General features: G+C 69.8%; 18 protein-coding genes and 1 riboswitch. Of the genes, 7 read left to right on the top strand and 11 right to left on the bottom strand.

The features are described from left to right. Positions 1–9: 9 nt before the first annotated feature. A complete protein-coding gene (locus tag EV647_RS30750; protein ID WP_134009221.1) occupies positions 10–1035 on the bottom strand; it encodes an ABC transporter substrate-binding protein in 1026 nt (341 codons plus the stop codon). A 385-nt stretch (positions 1036–1420) separates the two neighbouring features. Here EV647_RS30750 and EV647_RS30745 point away from each other — a divergent pair, with 385 nt between their 5' ends. Together EV647_RS30745 and EV647_RS30740 are read left to right on the top strand one after the other, a co-directional pair. Further along, on the top strand, positions 1421–2725 hold the full coding sequence (locus tag EV647_RS30745; protein ID WP_238177476.1) for a sensor histidine kinase: 1305 nt from the start codon (positions 1421–1423) through the stop codon (positions 2723–2725). 1 nt (position 2726) lies between these two features. Then, the gene (locus EV647_RS30740) at positions 2727–3377 is read left to right on the top strand and encodes a response regulator transcription factor (protein WP_134009219.1); all 651 of its coding nucleotides are present in this window, start codon (positions 2727–2729) and stop codon (positions 3375–3377) included. A gap of 22 nt (positions 3378–3399) precedes the next feature. Here EV647_RS30740 and EV647_RS30735 read toward each other — a convergent pair whose 3' ends face one another. Next, a complete protein-coding gene (locus tag EV647_RS30735; protein ID WP_134009217.1) occupies positions 3400–3948 on the bottom strand; it encodes a MarR family winged helix-turn-helix transcriptional regulator in 549 nt (182 codons plus the stop codon). A 121-nt stretch (positions 3949–4069) separates the two neighbouring features. Between EV647_RS30735 and EV647_RS30730 the strand changes: the two genes are divergently transcribed. After that, positions 4070–4741 carry an FMN-dependent NADH-azoreductase gene (locus EV647_RS30730; protein WP_134009215.1) on the top strand — a complete coding sequence of 224 codons (672 nt, stop codon included), beginning with the start codon at positions 4070–4072 and terminating at the stop codon, positions 4739–4741. Between the two features lie 3 nt (positions 4742–4744). Here EV647_RS30730 and EV647_RS30725 read toward each other — a convergent pair whose 3' ends face one another. The 9 genes from EV647_RS30725 to EV647_RS30685 form a co-directional block, all read right to left on the bottom strand. Next, complete coding sequence (locus EV647_RS30725) at positions 4745–5575, bottom strand: putative RNA methyltransferase (RefSeq protein WP_134009213.1); 831 nt, start codon at positions 5573–5575, stop codon at positions 4745–4747. Positions 5576–5580: 5 nt separating this feature from the next. Next, complete coding sequence (locus EV647_RS30720; protein WP_134009211.1) at positions 5581–6453, bottom strand: ABC transporter permease; 873 nt, start codon at positions 6451–6453, stop codon at positions 5581–5583. Continuing rightward, the gene (locus tag EV647_RS30715) at positions 6440–7375 is read right to left on the bottom strand and encodes an ABC transporter ATP-binding protein (RefSeq protein WP_134009209.1); all 936 of its coding nucleotides are present in this window, start codon (positions 7373–7375) and stop codon (positions 6440–6442) included. Before EV647_RS30715 ends, EV647_RS30720 begins: the two co-directional genes overlap by 14 nt. Positions 7376–7383: 8 nt before the next feature. Next, on the bottom strand, positions 7384–8427 hold the full coding sequence (locus EV647_RS30710) for a hypothetical protein (protein ID WP_238177475.1): 1044 nt from the start codon (positions 8425–8427) through the stop codon (positions 7384–7386). Positions 8428–8596: 169 nt separating this feature from the next. Further along, a complete protein-coding gene (locus EV647_RS30705) occupies positions 8597–9193 on the bottom strand; it encodes a hypothetical protein (RefSeq protein WP_238175104.1) in 597 nt (198 codons plus the stop codon). Further along, positions 9190–10671, bottom strand: a complete 1482-nt coding sequence (bluB, locus tag EV647_RS30700) for a 5,6-dimethylbenzimidazole synthase (RefSeq protein WP_134009205.1) — start codon at positions 10669–10671, stop codon at positions 9190–9192. Before bluB ends, EV647_RS30705 begins: the two co-directional genes overlap by 4 nt. Next, complete coding sequence (locus EV647_RS30695; RefSeq protein WP_134009203.1) at positions 10668–12068, bottom strand: cobyrinate a,c-diamide synthase; 1401 nt, start codon at positions 12066–12068, stop codon at positions 10668–10670. Before EV647_RS30695 ends, bluB begins: the two co-directional genes overlap by 4 nt. Positions 12069–12126: 58 nt before the next feature. Continuing rightward, positions 12127–12741 (bottom strand): cob(I)yrinic acid a,c-diamide adenosyltransferase, encoded by a 615-nt coding sequence (gene cobO, locus EV647_RS30690; RefSeq protein WP_131341324.1) that lies wholly within the window; start codon positions 12739–12741, stop codon positions 12127–12129. Position 12742: 1 nt separating this feature from the next. Further along, complete coding sequence (locus EV647_RS30685) at positions 12743–14956, bottom strand: magnesium chelatase subunit D family protein (protein ID WP_202876368.1); 2214 nt, start codon at positions 14954–14956, stop codon at positions 12743–12745. 68 nt (positions 14957–15024) lie between these two features. After that, positions 15025–15154, bottom strand: a riboswitch (cobalamin riboswitch). Here EV647_RS30685 and EV647_RS43755 point away from each other — a divergent pair. The 4 genes from EV647_RS43755 to EV647_RS30670 form a co-directional block, all read left to right on the top strand. After that, positions 15149–15616: a 3-keto-5-aminohexanoate cleavage protein gene (locus EV647_RS43755; protein ID WP_134009201.1), complete on the top strand. Its 468-nt coding sequence runs from the start codon at positions 15149–15151 to the stop codon at positions 15614–15616. (Overlaps the previous riboswitch by 6 nt.) Positions 15617–15639: 23 nt before the next feature. After that, positions 15640–15882, top strand: coding sequence for a 3-keto-5-aminohexanoate cleavage protein (locus EV647_RS30675; protein WP_166679780.1), 243 nt, complete (start codon positions 15640–15642; stop codon positions 15880–15882). A 212-nt stretch (positions 15883–16094) separates the two neighbouring features. Then, on the top strand, positions 16095–16247 hold the full coding sequence (locus tag EV647_RS42230; RefSeq protein WP_166679781.1) for a hypothetical protein: 153 nt from the start codon (positions 16095–16097) through the stop codon (positions 16245–16247). A 120-nt stretch (positions 16248–16367) separates the two neighbouring features. Beyond that, positions 16368–16741 (top strand): hypothetical protein (locus EV647_RS30670; protein ID WP_134009197.1); only part of this gene is annotated, 374 nt, incomplete at its 3' end.

Below are 16741 nucleotides of genomic sequence, written 5' to 3'. Positions count from 1 at the left end.
CTCCTAACCTCAGCTCTTCGGCGCGAGGCTCATCGTCACGAGATCCTCGGGCTTGACCGCGCCCTTGCCGATCGCGTTCGACTCCTCGAGCAGCGAGATGACCTTCTGCACCCGCTCCTGCGTGACGTCGCCCAGCGGACCCTCGAAGCCCGTCGGCTTGATGTAGTCCTTCATGATCTTCAGTTCCGCTTTGGCGACGTCGACATCGGTGTTCGGCACGTACTTCTTCAGGATCTCGGCGGCGCCGTCCGGGTCGTCGTACGTGTCCTGCAGGCCCTTCAGCAGCGCGTTGGTGAACTTCTTCACCTGGTCCGGGTGGTCCTTGGCCATGTCCGTCCGGGTGATGATCGCGTTCCCGTACAGGTCCGGCAGGGCCTTGCCGTACGGAAGCACGACCGCCTTGCGGTGCTTGTCCTTGTCGGCCTTCTCGATCAGCGGCTGGCCGACCACGAACTGCCCGATGCCCTGAACCTTGCCCGACGCCAGCAGGGCCGGCAGCCCGGGCGGCGGCGAGGGGAGGAAGGTGACCGACGCCGGGTCGATACCGACCGCCTTGGCGTAGACCGGGAACATCACCGTGTTGGTGGAGCCCGGCTGGTCGCCGATCGTCTTGCCGGGCAGATCCTTCGGGCTGTTGATGCCCAGTCCCTCGAGCGACATGATCGCGGCCATCGACCGCTGGTGGATCATGCCCGCCGTGGTGACCGGGAGCTTCTGCTTGGCGAGGGTGATCGCGATCGCGGTGAAGTCGCCGATGCCGTAGTCGGCCTGACCGCCGGCGACCAGCTTCATCACGTCGACGGTGCCGCTGCCGGGCGTGATCTTGACGTCGAAACCGGCGTCCTTGAAGTACCCCTTCTCCAGGGCGACGTACGCGTACGCCTCACGCCCGAAGGTGTTGAACGACGTCAGGTAGTTGACCTTCTGCAACCCGTCGCCGCCGGCCTGCTTGCCGCTGTCGTCGTCGTTGCACGCACTCACCAGGGCGAGCCCCAGGACCGCCATCAGGGCGATGACGGAACGCCTCAACCTCATATCGACCTCTCTCGTCCCGATATTTGATCAAACATCAAATCCGGAAAGGTGGTCAATCCACCCGCGGGGTCTTCACGGGGACTTAACGTCCACCGCGCCGGGTCCTCGCGGTCCTGCTGACCACCCGTCCTGGAGCCGTTCCCCATACCTGTCCGAAAACACATGCTGTAACCGGACGGGCACCCGCCCCGACCACAGACCGTACCTGCCGCAGCAGCAGATCGCGACGCCCGCAGAGACCGAACTCGGCGACACACCGTCAAATTTGCGTAAACCTCAACTTCTTCGTGAGCCGGCCCACCCGGTCCCGGCCGGAATCACGGGTTTACCTCCGTTCACTCCGGGGAGGGAGGTGGCGGTCCGCCGGCTTTGACAGGATGTGAGCGTGCACGAGGTGACGCGACGGGTGTGGCGGGCGATCAGTTGCCTGTGGCGTCCGTCGACGTACCTGCGCTGGGTGTACCTGCTGCTCGGCGCGGCGCTGGTCCTGGCGTTCATCCTGGTCGGCAGCGCGCTCGGCGCGGTGGTCTCCGATCTCGGCCTGCCGAAGGTTGCCACCAGCACCATCTGGGTCCTGATGGGCCTGGTGCCGCCGATCGTGCTCGGCCTGCTGCCCGCCGTCCGCGAGGTCGAGGGCATCGCGGTCGAGTCGCTGCTCGCGGTGCGGTTCGAGGAGCGGCCGCTCGGCCCGGCGCGGACCTGGCCGCAGCGGCGGCGGACCACAGTGTGGTTCTGCCTGCACCTGCTGGCGGGCGGCATCGTCGGCATCCTCAGCACGATCGTCTTCGGCCTCGGCGCGATCTGGCTGGCCGCGCCGTTCCGCTCCCCCGGTGCTCGCGACGTCGTCCCCGGCTGGTCGTACGACGTCCACGGCGACTGGACCGACCTGTGGATGCCGGCCGCCGCGATCGGCGGTCTCGTCGGGCTGTTCCTGCTGTCGGCCGCTGTCGGCGCCCTGCTGGCGTACCTGGCGCCCCGCGTGCTCGGTCCGACCGCGGCGGAGCGCATCGAGCTCCTCGAGAAGCAGACCGCGACCCTTGCCGAGCGCAACCGTCTGGCCCGCGAACTGCACGACAGCGTCGGGCATGCGCTGAGCCTGGTCACGATCCAGGCGGCGGCAGCGCGTCGCGTGCTGGCCAGCGATCCGGAGTTCGCCGAGACCGCGCTGGCCGCGATGGAGACCTCCGCCCGCGCGGCGCTGGCAGATCTCGACCACGTACTCGGTCTGCTCCGCGACGACCGGCGGCCAGGCTCCCGGACCACGCCGCAGACCACGCTCGGGGGTCTGGACCGGCTGGTCGACGCCACCCGGGCCGGCGGGATCACGATCGAGGTCGAACGGTCGGGCGCGCTGGACCAACTGCCTGCCGCGGTCTCCCGGGAGGCGTACCGGATCGTCCAGGAGGGCCTGACCAACGCGATCCGGCATGCCGGACGCCCGGCCGGCGAGCTGACCGTGCACCTGTCGATCTGCCTCGACGCATCCGGGCTGCGGCTCGTCGTGACCAACCCCGTGACCAACCCCGTGAGCGGCACGTCGGATCACTCCGGGGGCGGCCGCGGGTTGGCCGGGATCCGTGAAAGAGTCGCCGTACTGCGGGGAAGCGTCGACGCCGGCCCGGTCGCTCGGCCCGACGACCCGGGATGGCAACTGGCAGTCCGGTTACCCGTCAGCGTGACGAAGGGATGACATGAACCTGTCGGTGGTCGTGGTCGATGACGAGCCGCTGATCCGTAGCGGGTTGCGGGCCATCATCAACGCCGAGGAGGACCTCACGGTCGTCGGTGAGGCCGGCGACGGGGCCGAGGTGCTCCCGCTGGTACGTCGTACCGGCGCGGACGTCGTGCTGATGGACGTCCGGATGCCCGCGGTGGACGGCATCCAGGCGACGAGACTGCTGCTGGACAGCCTCGACCCGGCACCGCGCGTCCTGGTCGTCACGACGTTCGAGAACGACGACTACGTGTACGACGCGCTGCGCGCCGGAGCGTCCGGGTTCCTGCTCAAGCGGACCCCGCCGGACGACATCATCGCGGCGATCCGGACGGTCGCGAAGAGCGAGTCGCTGCTGTTCCCGGAGGCGATCCGCGCGCTTGCCCTCGCCCACGCCGGCGCCCCGGCGGCGAGCGGACTCGACCGGTACCAGCTGACCGAGCGCGAGCAGGAGGTGCTCCGGCTGATGGCGCGCGGACTGTCGAACGCGGAGATCGCCGCGGAGCTGGTCCTCGGCCTGCAAACGGTCAAGACGCACGTCGCGAACGTGCTCGCCAAGCTCAATGCCCGGGATCGCACCCAAGCGGTGATCCGCGCCTACGAGTCAGGCTTCGTGCCCCTGCACTAGATCGCCGGACTAGATCGCCGGACTAGGTGCTGGCGGGGTCGTCGGCCTCGGCGAGGGTGCAGGCGTTGTGCAGCGGGTCGACGGCGTTGGCCTTCATCGCCAGGCGCTGCAGGAGCATGCGGAAGCTGGACCGCTCCGACTCGTCGAGGATGCCCAGCATCTCGTCCTCGGTGGCCCGTAGCCGCCGCTCGAGATCACAGAGGGCCTCGTGGCCTTCGTCGGTGGGCGCGATCAGCCGCGCCCGGCGGTCGGCCGGGTCGGGCCGGCGCTGCACCAGCCCTGCCTTCTCCAGGTCGTCGAGCAGGTAGGTCATCACGGTCCGGTCGACACCGAGCTGAGCGGCCAGGTCGAGCTGCCGTTTCGGTCCCTCGGCGCTCGTCGTGGCGAGCACTTGGTAGCCGCGCGGTCCGCCGGGCAACCCTTCCAGCGCCGCCGCGGACGCCTTCGCGTACCGCCGGAAGACGACGCCCAGCGCCCAGCCGAGGTCGGCCTCCACCGGTGCGCCACTGGCGACGGCGGGCTCGACCCCTCGCGTACCTGGGGTCGCGACGTCGGGCGGAGTACTGGACATGTCCCCATCGTACGTGGTGTACGACACCCGGAATACGATCTGACTTGAATATGTTCTGCTCAACAGATTATCTTCGATACAGCTCAATAGAGCACGGCCCCCTCAACATGATGGAGAACGAATGAGCACCCTGCTACGCGTCGACGCCAGCATCCGGCTGGACGGCTCGGTGTCCCGCGCGCTCGCGGACAGCGCCGAGGCCGCCTGGAAGGCTGAGCACCCGGACGGTGTCGTGGTACGGCGTGACCTCGGACGGCACCCGCTGCCCGCAACCTTGTGGCCGACGCTGGCCGCGGCCCAGGTGGGTCAGGAGCCGGTCGCCGAATCGGACCGGATGCCGCTCGCCGAGGCCCAGGCGATCGCCGACGAACTGAAGGCGGAGATCGTGAACGCCGACGCGGTCCTGCTCGCCGTACCGATGTACAACTACGGCATCGCACAGAACGTGAAGACCTGGATCGACGTGCTGGTGATCGACAAGGACCTGGCCTTCGGTTCGCGCCCGCTCGTCGGCAGGCCGGCGATCTTCGCCATCGCCCGGGGCGGCGGCTACGGTCCCGGTTCGCCGAAGCACGGCTGGGACCACGCCACGCCGTACCTCGAGCGCATCTTTGGTGACGTCTTCGGGATGAACATCCGAACCGCCGCGGCGGAGCTCACCCTCGCCCCGATCACCCCGGGCATGGAGGAGCTGATCGACGCGTCCAAGGTCTCGGAGTCCGAGGCGCACGTGCAGGCCGAGAACCACGGCACCGTCGTCGCCCGCGAACTCATCGGCGGCCAGGCGGCCTAGTACCTAGGTCCGCGACCAGGTCGACAGGGTCACCGACAACGTGACCATGGCCGGCTCCGGGAGTACGGCGATCCGCTGGAGCAGCTCGTGGTAGTTCAGGTGGCGCGCGCTCGGCGTCATCAGCACGAGCTGCTCCACGGCCGAGCGGTCGAGGCGCATGGTCTCCTCGACCAGCTCGGTGCCGACGCGCTCGAACTCCCCCGCGAGCGACTCCTCCAGCCGGCGTTCCTTCTGCTCGTCGACGCTCACCATCCCGAGTACGTCGACGAGCTCGCCGAGGTGCTGCTGGTTCGGTGTGACCACGAGCAACCGGCCGCCGGGGGCCAGGACGCGGGCCATCTCGGCGGCGTTGCGCGGAGCGAACACGTTCAGCAGCAGTTTCGCCGCGCCGTCCATCAACGGCAGTTCACGCCATGCGTCGCACACCACGGACGCGATCCGCGGGTCCGCTCGGGCCGCGCGACGGGCGGCGTACTTCGACACGTCCAGCGCGATCCCGCGGCGCCGTGGGGACAGGCCGAGGACACCGGACAGGTAGTAGGCAGTGCCGGCGCCGACCTCGACGACCAGGTCGTCCTCGCCCAGTCCGGCTTGCAGGATCAGTGCGTCCCGGATCGGGGCGTAGTGGCCGGTGCCGAGGAAGACCGTGCGGGCGCCGACCATCGCGGCCGAGTCGCCCTCGATCCCGTTCGAGGCCGACGGCAACAAGTTCAGGTAGCCCTGCTTGGCCAGGTCGTAGGCATGGCCGCGCGGGCAGCGCGCCGTACGGTCGTCCAGCGCCAGCCGGTCAGCACACACCGGACAACGCAGGACGGCCACCAGGTCAGCTTGCACGCGGCCTAGGTTATGTCGCGGCTGGTGATTCGCGCCCAGGCGGCGGCGTAGAAGACGACCAGGTACCCGCCTTGGAGGAGCAGGTTGCGGCCTATCTCGTGCCAGTACGGCGGGTCGCGGAGCAGGTCGGCGAACGACTGCCAGCGATAGACCAGCAGCCACGGGTGGATCGCGTGCAGCTGTGGGATCGCGGTCAGGATGCCGAGCACGATGAACGTGCCGAACGTCGCCGCCATCGCGGCCAGCGGCGTCGAGGTCAGCGACGAGACGAACAGGCCGATACCGGCGAGTCCGAGCAGCGACAGCGAGATCACGACGGCGATCCCGAGCGCGCGGAGCAGGCCCTCGCCGAGCGAGACCGTCGAGCCGGACAGCAGCAGGACGTCGCCGACCGGGAACAGGATGAAGCCGACGATCAGGCCGGAGATCCAGATCGTCATCGTCGCGGCCAGGCAGAAGACCGCGAGGGCGACCATCTTGGCGGCGAGCAGCCGGGACCGGCCGGCCGGTGCGGTGAGCAGGTTGCGCAGCGTGCCGAGGCTGGCCTCGCCGGCCAGTGACTCCCCCGAGATCACGGTCACCGCCGTCGGCAGGAAGAACGGCAGCGACAGGCCGAGGCTGGCGACGATCAGGAACAGGCCGTTGCCGGCGATCTGCCCGATGAAGCCCTCGGCGCCGCTGTCCGAGCCGGCGATCTTGATCGCGATCCCGATCAGCAGCGGTACGGCGGCCAGCACCCCGAGCCCCACCTGGGTCCGAGTCCGCGCGAACACCAGCCGCAGTTCGGAGAGGAACAACGCGAGAGTGTGCCGCCCCGCACCAGGTCGTTGTGCATCGGCCAACGGGGCCGGTTCGGCTGTTGCTTCATTCGGCGACATCGAAGCCCTCCCCGGTGAGTGCTACGAAGGCGTCTTCGAGGCTTGGCCGTTCCAGGCCGAAGCCGTGGATGCGGACGTCGGCGGCGACCAGCGCCGCCGCGAACTTCTCGATCGGCAGCTCCCCGGGATCACCCTCGACCGTGTCACCGCTCGTCTTCAGATCCGTCACGCCCAGCCCCTGCAACGTCTCGGCCGCCGTCCCGGCATCCGGCGTACGGACGACCAGCCGCGGGCGGAGCTCGGCGCGCAGGTCCTCGACCGTCGACTGCCGGAGCAGCTTCCCGCGGCTCATCACGGCCGCGTGCGTGCAGACCTGCTCGACCTCGGCGAGCAGATGGGTCGACGTGAACACCGTCGTACCGTCGCTCGCCAACTCCTGGATCAGGTGCCGGACCTCGCGGGTGCCCTGCGGGTCGAGGCCGTTCGTCGGCTCGTCCAGCACGAGCAGCTCGCGGCGCTGCATCAGCGCGACCGCGATCGCGAGCCGTTGCCGCATACCGAGCGAGTATGCGCGGACCTTCTTGCCGGCCGCGTTCGACAGCCCGACCCGTTCGAGCGCCTCGCCGGCGCGCGCCTTCCGGGTCTTCGGATCGGCGGTGCGGTCGGCGGCGTCGAACCGGAGCAGGTTCGCCTGGCCGGTCCAGAACGGGTAGAACGCCGGCCCTTCGACCAGCGCGCCGACCCGGGGCAGGACCCGCAGGTGCGCCTTCGGCATCGGCTCGCCGAGCAGCTCGACCTCGCCGGAGGTCGGCGCGATCAGGCCGAGCAGCATCCGGATCGTCGTCGTCTTTCCCGACCCGTTCGGGCCGAGGAAGCCGAACACGCTGCCGGCCGGCACCTCCAGGTCGACCGCGTCCACCGCGACCTCTCCGCCGTGGAACCGCTTGGTCAGCCCGTGGGTGACGACCGGCGCGCTCGTCATCTGGCTGTTCAGCGGGGGGCCTTCGCCGCGGCGGCCTGCAGGGTGTCCGGCGTGACCAGGCCGACGAAGACTCTGCCGTCGTCGGTGATCAATGCGCTCACCATCTTGCTGGTCAGCACCTTGCCCTTGCCCCACGTGCCCGACACGGTCGGCGCCTTCGCGAGCAGCTGCGCGAGCGGCCCGTTCCCGGTCAGCCGGCCGGTCTGCGCACCGCGGATCATCGCGACGCTCTCCCAGCCCTCACCGATCACGGTCGGATCGTCCGCCTTCGCCGTACCCGGCTTGAGCTGCTTCGGCTCGATCTGCTTCGGGGCGACGCGCTTCGGTCCGACCTGCGACGGCACCTTCTTGTCCGTGACCTTCACACCCTGCGGCGGCGTGAACGTGAACGTGCTCGCGGACGGTACGTCGAAAGACACCGAGCTGAAGCCCACCTCGACCGCGGGGTCGTTGCCGGTCCGCGGCATCACCGTCACGTCCAGCGGGACCCAGGTCTTGGAGTCGATCGCCAGCGTCACAGAACCCACGGTCGTCTTGTCGGTCTTCGGCACCAGGCGCAGCTTGTACGCATCCCGGCCGGCGACCTTCTCGGTGCCGCTGACCTCGACCTTGGTGGTCGGGTCGATCGCGTCGAGGAACTGCTTGGCGACGGCCTGCGGGTCGTACGACGGCACCGCCTTCTCCGGCTTCGCCGTCTTGTGCTCGGGGACCGTCAGCTTCACGGCCTCGCGCCGGGAGGAGTCGTACGCCCAGGCGGACTTGCCGTCGGTGGTCCAGACCCGCTCGGCCTGGTTGTCGAGCACCGAGACCCGCGCCTTGTCCGGGCTCGCGAACGCGACCCGCGCGGTGTGCTGACCGCTCAGCATCTCGGTCAGCTGCTCGCTACCGGCCGGCGCGCCGGGGATGGCCGGCAGGCCGAGGTCCGCGTCCGAGCGGACCGTGCCGCTGAGGCCGTCGACCTTCGCTGTCTGCACCTTTGCGAGCAGATCCTGCGCGGAGATCCCGGGCAGCTTCGGCGAGGCATCCGCGACCACTGGTCCGAGTGCCCCCACCCCTGCCACAACCGCGACTGCCGTAACCGGAACCAACCACCGTCGACTGCGCTGTGCTACGCCCATGGATACAGCCTCGCACCGGGCCGGACCGGAACCAAGCCCACTCAGGGTAGGTTCACCCGAAAGAGTGAGCCCGGCGTACGACCGTGGTCGTACGCCGGGGAGCTCAGCGGGACTGCAGGGCGTCGAGGGCGACCGTCATCGCGGCGGCGACGCGGAAGTCCAGGCGCTCGTCCTGGACGGTGATCCGGTAGCGGTCCCGGACCGACATCTTCCGCTCCACCGACAGCACTGGCTTGCCGGAGCCGTCCTCGACGAAGTCGAAGTGGAAGATGAACGGTAGCGGGATCTCCCCGACGAACGGCACGAAGTCCCAGACCCGGCGCACGATCGCGATCGTCTGATTCCGCTCGGTCCCGTAGGCGTGCACGTCGCCGTTGCCCAGCTGCCAGCTCGATCGGAGCAGGCTCTTCGCGAACTCCTTCTTGAAACCACCGATCGGCTGCCCGCCGGCGTCGTACACGTCGTATCCGGAGCCGAGGTCGACCACCGAGCGCGCCTTGAACGAGAACACCGGCTGGGTCTTGGTGTCGTCGCTGTAGAACGTCACCTGCTCCTTGAACGCCATCCGCTTCTGCTGCGCGAACGCGAGCAACTGCCCGTCGGTCCCGTCCGGGTTGGTGGCGATCAGCTCGTACTTGTTCGCCATCAACGTCACACGCTGCTTCATCGAGAACGCGGGCACGTACATAACTGCAGTCATGTCGTGGAGTGTGTCAGACCACAGGCCGACGCACCGACCTGCAGGCCGCGAGCGAGCGCCTCGGCGCGCTCCGAATTCTCTTCGATCTGTACGACGAGGTTGCCGACACCCTGCAGCGCGAGGTCGCGGGCGATCTCGACGCCGAACTCGACCGCCTCGGCGGGTGTGCGCGCCGGCCGCCACAACACCCCGAAGTCGGCGGGCGGCCGGTCTGCCTTCAGATCGACGACCAGTGCCTCGGCCTGCCGCAGCTGCGTGGCGTCGCCGCCGACGATCACGTGGACCCGCTGACCGGTTGCCGGTACGGCGTTCTGCGCGGCCTGCAGGGCGTCGTCGACGATCGACGTGTCGCGGCGGCCCCATTCCTCGTGGTGGACCGCCCACGACAGCGGGCGCCGCTTCGCCCATCCGGAACGCACGAGCTCGGGCGCTGCGGCGAACTCGTCGACGTACCCGACGCAGAGGTAGCCGACCAACTCGATGTGGGCGGGCAGGTCGAGGACCGCGGCGACCTCACCTGGTTCGAAGAACGAGACCCAGCCGACGCCGAGGCCCTCGGCGCGGGCGGCGAGCCAGAGGTTCTGGATCGCGATCGCCGCGGAGAACATGGTCGTCCGCGGATCCGCGTGCCGGCCGAGGACGTGCCGTCCGCCGCGGCCGGGGTCGCAGGTCACCGCGAGGTTCAGCGGGGTGTCGAGGATCGCCTCGATCTTGAGTCCGTCGAACGCGGCGCGGCGATCTTCCGGGAGGGACGCGGCGAACACGTCCCGTTGCGCGGTCGCGAGATCGTGCACCTTGCGGCGGGTCGCGAGGTCGCGGATCACCAGGAAGTCCCACGGCTGGCTCAGCCCGACACTCGGCGCCCGATGCGCGGCCTCCAGCACCCGCCCGAGCGTCACGTCGTCGACGGGCAGGTCCAGGAATCCCCGCCGTACGTCACGCCGCTCGGCAATCACCCGCTGCACAACGTCCCGATCCCGCACGTCATACCCAGCCGCCCGCTGCACCACTGCGCGACCAGGTGCCTCGCTCCCAGCCGCCCGCTGCACCACTGCGCGACCAGGTGCCTCGCTCCCAGCCGCCCGCTGCACAACCACGCGACCCGGGGCCTCGTTCCCAGCCGCCGCCTGGACACCGATCGCGATGGTGGTGTTGGGGGTTTGCCGTTTCGGGACGAGGAGTCGGGCGCCGGTTGCGAGGACGGCTGCTTCGGCGACGCTCGGGGTTCCTTTGAGTTGCTCGACCTGGGCGCTCGGGGTCGGCGCCGACTGCTTGGCGAGCTCGTCCTTCGAGAACGTGCGAAGCCCAGCGCCGAGCTGCGCAACCAGTTCTTGCAGCGCAGGCTCGTTCTCCTTGCCGGTGATCGTGACGACCAGTCGGACCTCGCCCGCGAGTTCGTGCAGGGCTGCCGTCACGAGATCCTGCAGTTCCGCGGACGGCGTACCGGTGCGGAGTCCAACGCCGACGACCAGGTTCACCGCGCACGCTCGCGGGCGGCAGCGACCAGGCGGGCCGGGACGTCCGGGGTGGCGGTCCAGTGCAGGTGCAGGTACGACGCGTGGACGTGGGGAAGGGTGATTCCCTCGACGCCGCCGGGGAGATGCCAGGCCGGTTGTACGTCGGCCTCGAGGTCGACCGTGGTGCGGTGGAACTCGTGGCCGCGCACCCGGCGTCCTTCGTCGAAGAACGCGGTGCTCGTCGCGGCGATCGCCGTACGGTAGCCGAGGGTGAGGCGGGTGGTCATGCGGGCGGTCGCCGGGAGTACGCCGGTCATCGGGTGACCGGCGAGTTCGCGGCAGAGGTAGAGCAGACCGGCGCATTCGGCGATCACCGGGAGACCGTCGGCGACCGCGGCGGCCACTTGTTTGCGCAGCTCGACGTTCGCGGAGAGCGCCTCGGCATGCAACTCCGGGAAGCCGCCGCCGAGGTAGAGCGCAGCGGTTGCCTCGGGCAACGGATCGGCAAGTGGGTCGAAGGTGACGATCTCCGCTCCGGCAGCGGTGAGCAGCTCGGTCGTCTCCGTGTAGTGGAACGAGAACACCGGCCCCGCCGCAACAGCCACCACCGGCCGCACCTGCCGAACTGCGCTCGCCGCCGGGGCGGTCGAACCTGCGCCAGCTCGCGGTGGTGTGCGCTGGGGTGCGTCAAGGGCGGTGGTTGGAGTCCAGGGGGTGGCTTGGTGGGGTGGAGCGGAGTGGGCCGCGGCTACTACTGCCTGAAGGTCTACGCCTTGGCGGACCAGTTCTGCGGCGGCGTCCACGGCTTGTTCGGCTTCGGTGTGTTGTTCGTTGGCCGGAACCAGGCCGAGGTGGCGGCTGGGGACTGTCAGGCGGGTGTCGCGGCGGAGGACACCGAGGACCGGTACGCCGGTCGGCGCGACCCCGGCTCGTACTTCGGCCTCGTGGCGGTCCGAACCCACCTTGTTCAAGATCACCCCGACGATGCGGATCTCGGTGTCGAAGGCAACGAAACCTTGCACTACGGCGCCGACGCTCCGGCCCGCCGCCGACGCGTCGACGACCAGCACGACAGGTGCCTTCAGCAACTTCGCGACGTGGGCCGTCGAGGAGAAACCTTCCGTCCCGAGCGCACCGTCGTACAGCCCCATCACACCCTCGACCACGGCCAGGTCCGCACCCTCGGAACCGTGCTCGAACAGGGGTCCCACCAGCTCCTCCCCCGACAGCATCGGATCGAGGTTCCGCCCCGGCCGTCCGGTCGCGACCGCGTGGAACCCGGGATCGATGTAGTCCGGCCCCACCTTGAACCCGGCCACCACATGACCGGCCCGCCGCAACGCCGCCATCAACCCAACGGCAACGGTGGTCTTACCCGCCCCGGACGCCGGCGCCGCAACCACCACCCGCGGAATCATGACTGCTCCCCCAGTCCGCGCGGGCTCGCCGACCCCACTCCGCGCGGGCTCGCCTGGGTCACCACTCGATGCCCTTCTGGCCCTTCTGGCCGGCGTCCATCGGGTGCTTGAGCTTCGTCATCTGGGTGGCGAGGTCGGCGGCCTCGAGGAGCTTGGGATGGGCGTCGCGTCCGGTGATCACGACGTACTGGTGTCCGGGACGGTTGACGAGCGTGTCGACGACCTCGTCCACGTCGACCCAGCCCCACTTCATCGGATACGTGAACTCGTCGAGCACATACAGGTCATGGGTCTCGGCGGCCAGCCGGCGCTGGATCTCCCGCCAGCCCTCGACCGCGTCGGCGGCGTGGTCCTCCTCGGTACCCGCCTTGCGGGACCAGCTCCAGCCCTCGCCCATCTTGTGCCACTCGACCGGCCCGCCCTCACCGGTCGATTCGTGCAGCCGGCCGAGCGCCTTGAACGCGCTCTCCTCGCCGACCTTCCACTTCGCGCTCTTCACGAACTGGAAGACCCCGAGGTTCCAGCCCTGGTTCCAGGCCCGCAGCGCCATCCCGAACGCCGCCGTCGACTTCCCCTTCATCTCGCCGGTGTGCACCATCAGCAGCGGACGGTTGCGACGCTGGCGGGTGGTCAGGCCGTCCTCCGGTACGGCGACCGGCTGTCCCTTCGGCATCTCAGGCCGCCTTCCGTTCGGTGACCGTCCGGATGAGGTTGCCCGCGGCAACGTCTCCGAGGTCGAGGTACTCCGCTCCGAGGTCCGCGGCGAGCTCCGCCGAAAGTCCGAGACGGATGCCGCGGCGCGGCTCGCAATCCACCACGACGGTCGCGATCCCGCGCTGCGCCAGCCATCCGGCCGCCTGGCGGGCGCGGGCGAACGCGTTCTCGCCGTGGGTCGCGCGGCCGTCGGTCACGAGGACGAGGAGCGGGCGTCGGCGCGGATCGCGGATCGCGGCGATCCGCAGTACCTCGGCCGCCTGCAGCAGCCCTTCGGCGAGCGGCGTACGGCCACCGGTCGGGAGGGATTCGAGCCGTCGTACGGCGGTCTCGACGCTGCCCGTCGGCGGCAACGCGACCGTCGCTCCGGCGCCGGCGAACGTGACGAGGCCCACCGTGTCGCGGCGCTGGTACGCGTCGAGGAGGAGCGAGACGATCGCCGTCTTCACCTCACCCATCCGCTTCTTCGTCCCCATCGAACCGGAGGCGTCGACGCAGAACAGCACGAGATTGCCCTCACGCCCTTCCCGCACCGCGAGCCGCACATCGTCCGCCCGCACCACCAGTCCAGGACCGCTGCGCCCGCGAACCTTCTGGTACGGCGCTGCGTTGCGCATCGTCCCGAGCAAATGCGGCCGCCCCGCCTCATGCCCAACCCTGCCGCGATCCCCCACGACACGCCCCACCTCGGTGATCGCCCGCGACCGCCGCCCCGCAACACCCGCCCCTGCCACCTGGACACTCAGCAGCCGAGCCTTGTACGGCGCAGAACTCCCCACAACCTCACCACTCGGCGCGACGCCCGCTCCGTCCGACTCGGTCGTCTGGTCCTCCGGGCCCTTCCGGCGGTCACCCGCGTTCGACGGGAGGCGGTCAGGTGCGGTGGCGTCCGCAGCGGTGGTCGGATCCGCCGTGTCAGTGCCGGCGTGCTGTGTGCCGGCAGGTTCAGCGCCCTTGTCTGTCGACTCGCCCGATCCGTCCGCTTGGCGGTGGTCGCCGGCCTCGTTCCCGTCCGATCCGCCGGAGCTGCCCGGTCCGCCTGGGCTCGGGTCGTCGTCCGGGTCTTCGGGTGGGGTGCTGTTGTTGATGGCCTCTTCCAGCTGCTGGTCGTCCAGGCCGGGGGCGTCGAACGGGTTCCGGCGGCGGCGGTGTGGGAGGGCGAGTTTGGCCGCGGCCCGCACATCGTCGACCTCGACGACCGTGCGGCCGGACCAGGCTGCGTGGGCGACCGCCGTACGGGCCGTGACCAGGTCGGCGCGCATCCCGTCGACGTCGAACGACGCGCAGATCTCCGCGATCTGGCGGAGCGCCGAGTCGGTCAGGATCACCTCGGTCAGCAGGTCGCGCGCCTTCACGATGCGTTCGGCGAGTTCCCGCTGCGCACCGTCGTACCGGGCAACGAAGCTCTCCGGGTCCGCCTCGTAGGTGAGCCGCGCGCGCATCACCTCCACGCGGACGGCGGGATCGCGGCTGGCGACCACGTCGACGGTCAGCCCGAACCGGTCGAGGAGCTGCGGCCGGAGCTCGCCCTCCTCGGGGTTCATCGTGCCGACGAGCACGAACCGCGCCGGGTGGGTCACCGACACACCGTCCCGCTCGACGCTCGCACGCCCCATCGCGGCGGCGTCGAGGAGCACGTCGACCAGGTGGTCGTGGAGCAGGTTGACCTCGTCGACGTACAGCAACCCGCGATGCGCCGCGGCGAGCAGACCAGGCTCGTACGCCGTCACGCCCTCCGCGAGCGCCTTCTCCAGATGCAACGACCCGAGCACCCGATCCTCGGTCGCCCCCACCGGCAACTCCACCAGCCGAGCGGCACGCACACCCCGCCCGCCGGCACCCTGCGAGGCAGCACGCTCCGCAGCCGCCCGCCCCAGCGCGTCACGGTCCGGGGCAGGTTCCAGGACTGCGTGCGGGCCATCGGGACAGGACGAGTCCGGGTGGTCCGGATCGCACGAGAAGCGGCAGCCCGGCACCACGTCGACGGGCGGCAGGATCTCGGTGAGGGCGCGGACGGCGGTCGACTTCGCCGTACCCTTCTCGCCGCGGATCAGCACACCGCCGATGGCCGGCGAGATCGTCGCCAGGATCAGCGCGAGCTGGAGATCGTCCATCCCGACGATCGCGGTGAACGGGAACGAGTTCGACGGTCCGCTGAATGACGGAGCCCGCATCGGCGGTGGTCCCTTTCGTCGAGCGGGTGTCCACGCCCGCTACGGCCGGTACGCCGGCCCACGATGATCGCGAGCCTGCGGACGGCGGCAGATGTCCTGGCTTCCGGGATTCCTCCCGGTCACAGTGGCGGGACCGCCCCGGACTCCCAGCACGCTGGTCACCGGTGTTCCTCCACAGCCGTCGGCCCGATCATGACACATCCCCCCGCGCCACAACGCACCCCCGGTCACGTGGCACTCACCACGTACCGTGTGCCCATGATCAAGGCCTGCCTCAACGGCGACCGCACGGGGGAGGATCACCAAGGCGTGCCGATCACACCCGACGAGCTGGGACGGGACGCCGCCGCAGCCGTCGCCGCAGGAGCCGACGCGCTGCACATCCACCCTCGCGGAGCGAGCGGGCTCGAGACCCTCGAGTACGCCGACGTACAGGCAGCGGTGACCGCCGTACGACGGAACTGCCCCGGCGTGCCCGTCGGCGTGTCAACGAGAGAAGCCGCTCGTCCCGGATCTGGACGAGCGGCTCCGGTTGATCACAGCGTGGGAATCGGTAGCAGACTTCGCGAGCGTCAACTTCCACGAGAAAGGCGCCGAACGCGTCGCGGGCCTCTTGCTGGCCAAAGGCATCGGTGTAGAGGCAGGGCTGTTCACCCCTGAGGCGGCACGGAAATACCTCGCATGTGCTCGTAGAGGCGATCCCAGGCATCTCCCCCGGCCCGGACGGCGTCACCGCGGCCCGCGCCGTACTGGACCTCCTGCCACCCGCCGACACACTGGTGCACGGCGAGAACGAGTGGGCCTGGCCAGTACTGCGCTGGGCGCAGTCGGAGGGGTACAACCTCAGAGCCGGCCTGGAAGACATGCTCACCACCCCCAAAGGACAACCAGCGCAGTCAAACGCCGACCTACTGCACTACATCTGACCGCCGAGGAGGCCTCGCGGGTCACGGGATCCGAGGAAGACAGCCGACCACGCCGGCCGCCTGCTGCACAAGCTTCCTCGTCAGCTCGACCCGCTGCTTCGCGTGGCAGCGGCCGTCTCTCCGGAGAACACGCGGCAATCCGACCGCTGGAACATGAGGCCCCGGTCGCCAATTCTTAGCGGCAGGTTCGAGCCGTCGACGGCGCCGGTGAGATGACCGGCACTGTCGCGTCGTACCACCAGCTCGCGTCGGTCGCCTGGCAGATCTTGGCACCGGCCGCAGGTGGCTCGGCCGACCCGCAAGCCGCCAGCCCTACGACGAGCGGCACCGCCAACAGCACCGCACTTCTCCGCGCGCAGTACTAGCGATCGGTCGTCAGGACAACCGAGCATGCGACTTTCTAGACCTTCCTCGCCCTCGATCGGTAGCTCGACCACGGCATCCACGTGTTTGCTTGAGTCGAACGCATGTTCTAATATAGGTCCATGACGGCGGTGGTGACGGCGCAGCTTCCCGGCGAGCAGGCACTCGCCGGAGCCGAGGCTGCGTGGGCGCTGGTGCCGCCGGATGATTTGCCCGACCTCGCGGATCCATGTCCTCCGCGTTATCTGGGCGAGGAGGACTGGTACGACGACCTGCCGCCGATGTCGCGGGTGGACGGGCTGGAGTGGGAACTGTGGGCCGGGGTCGAGCAGGACGAGGCCGAACGCGAGATGCTTCGCCTGAAAGCACCCGCCTGGGTCTTCCTGCCGCCCGGCGCCGAACTCGCCGCGGCGCTGGAGGAGCTGCGGCCACAGTGCGAGTCACCGATCGCGCTGATCGAGGCCATGAAGGCCGCAGCCCGCATGGAAGCCTGGGC

Origin of the sequence: Kribbella sp. VKM Ac-2566, from assembly GCF_004366005.1 — a bacterium.
Classification (GTDB): domain Bacteria; phylum Actinomycetota; class Actinomycetes; order Propionibacteriales; family Kribbellaceae; genus Kribbella; species Kribbella pratensis.
This window is presented reverse-complemented; position numbering and strand designations above follow the sequence as displayed.

Excerpts from the sequence above, each read along its gene's own strand:
- EV647_RS30750 (WP_134009221.1), bottom strand. The coding sequence starts at position 1,035 with ATGAGGTTGAGGCGTTCCGTCATCGCCCTGATGGCGGTCCTGGGGCTC.
- EV647_RS30735 (WP_134009217.1), bottom strand. The coding sequence starts at position 3,948 with ATGTCCAGTACTCCGCCCGACGTCGCGACCCCAGGTACGCGAGGGGTC.
- EV647_RS30740 (WP_134009219.1), top strand. The coding sequence starts at position 2,727 with ATGAACCTGTCGGTGGTCGTGGTCGATGACGAGCCGCTGATCCGTAGC.
- EV647_RS30730 (WP_134009215.1), top strand. The coding sequence starts at position 4,070 with ATGAGCACCCTGCTACGCGTCGACGCCAGCATCCGGCTGGACGGCTCG.
- EV647_RS42230 (WP_166679781.1), top strand. The coding sequence starts at position 16,095 with ATGACCGGCACTGTCGCGTCGTACCACCAGCTCGCGTCGGTCGCCTGG.
- EV647_RS30695 (WP_134009203.1), bottom strand. The coding sequence starts at position 12,068 with ATGATTCCGCGGGTGGTGGTTGCGGCGCCGGCGTCCGGGGCGGGTAAG.
- EV647_RS30715 (WP_134009209.1), bottom strand. The coding sequence starts at position 7,375 with ATGACGAGCGCGCCGGTCGTCACCCACGGGCTGACCAAGCGGTTCCAC.
- EV647_RS43755 (WP_134009201.1), top strand. The coding sequence starts at position 15,149 with ATGACACATCCCCCCGCGCCACAACGCACCCCCGGTCACGTGGCACTC.
- EV647_RS30685 (WP_202876368.1), bottom strand. The coding sequence starts at position 14,956 with ATGCGGGCTCCGTCATTCAGCGGACCGTCGAACTCGTTCCCGTTCACC.
- EV647_RS30720 (WP_134009211.1), bottom strand. The coding sequence starts at position 6,453 with ATGTCGCCGAATGAAGCAACAGCCGAACCGGCCCCGTTGGCCGATGCA.
- EV647_RS30705 (WP_238175104.1), bottom strand. The coding sequence starts at position 9,193 with ATGACTGCAGTTATGTACGTGCCCGCGTTCTCGATGAAGCAGCGTGTG.
- cobO (WP_131341324.1), bottom strand. The coding sequence starts at position 12,741 with ATGCCGAAGGGACAGCCGGTCGCCGTACCGGAGGACGGCCTGACCACC.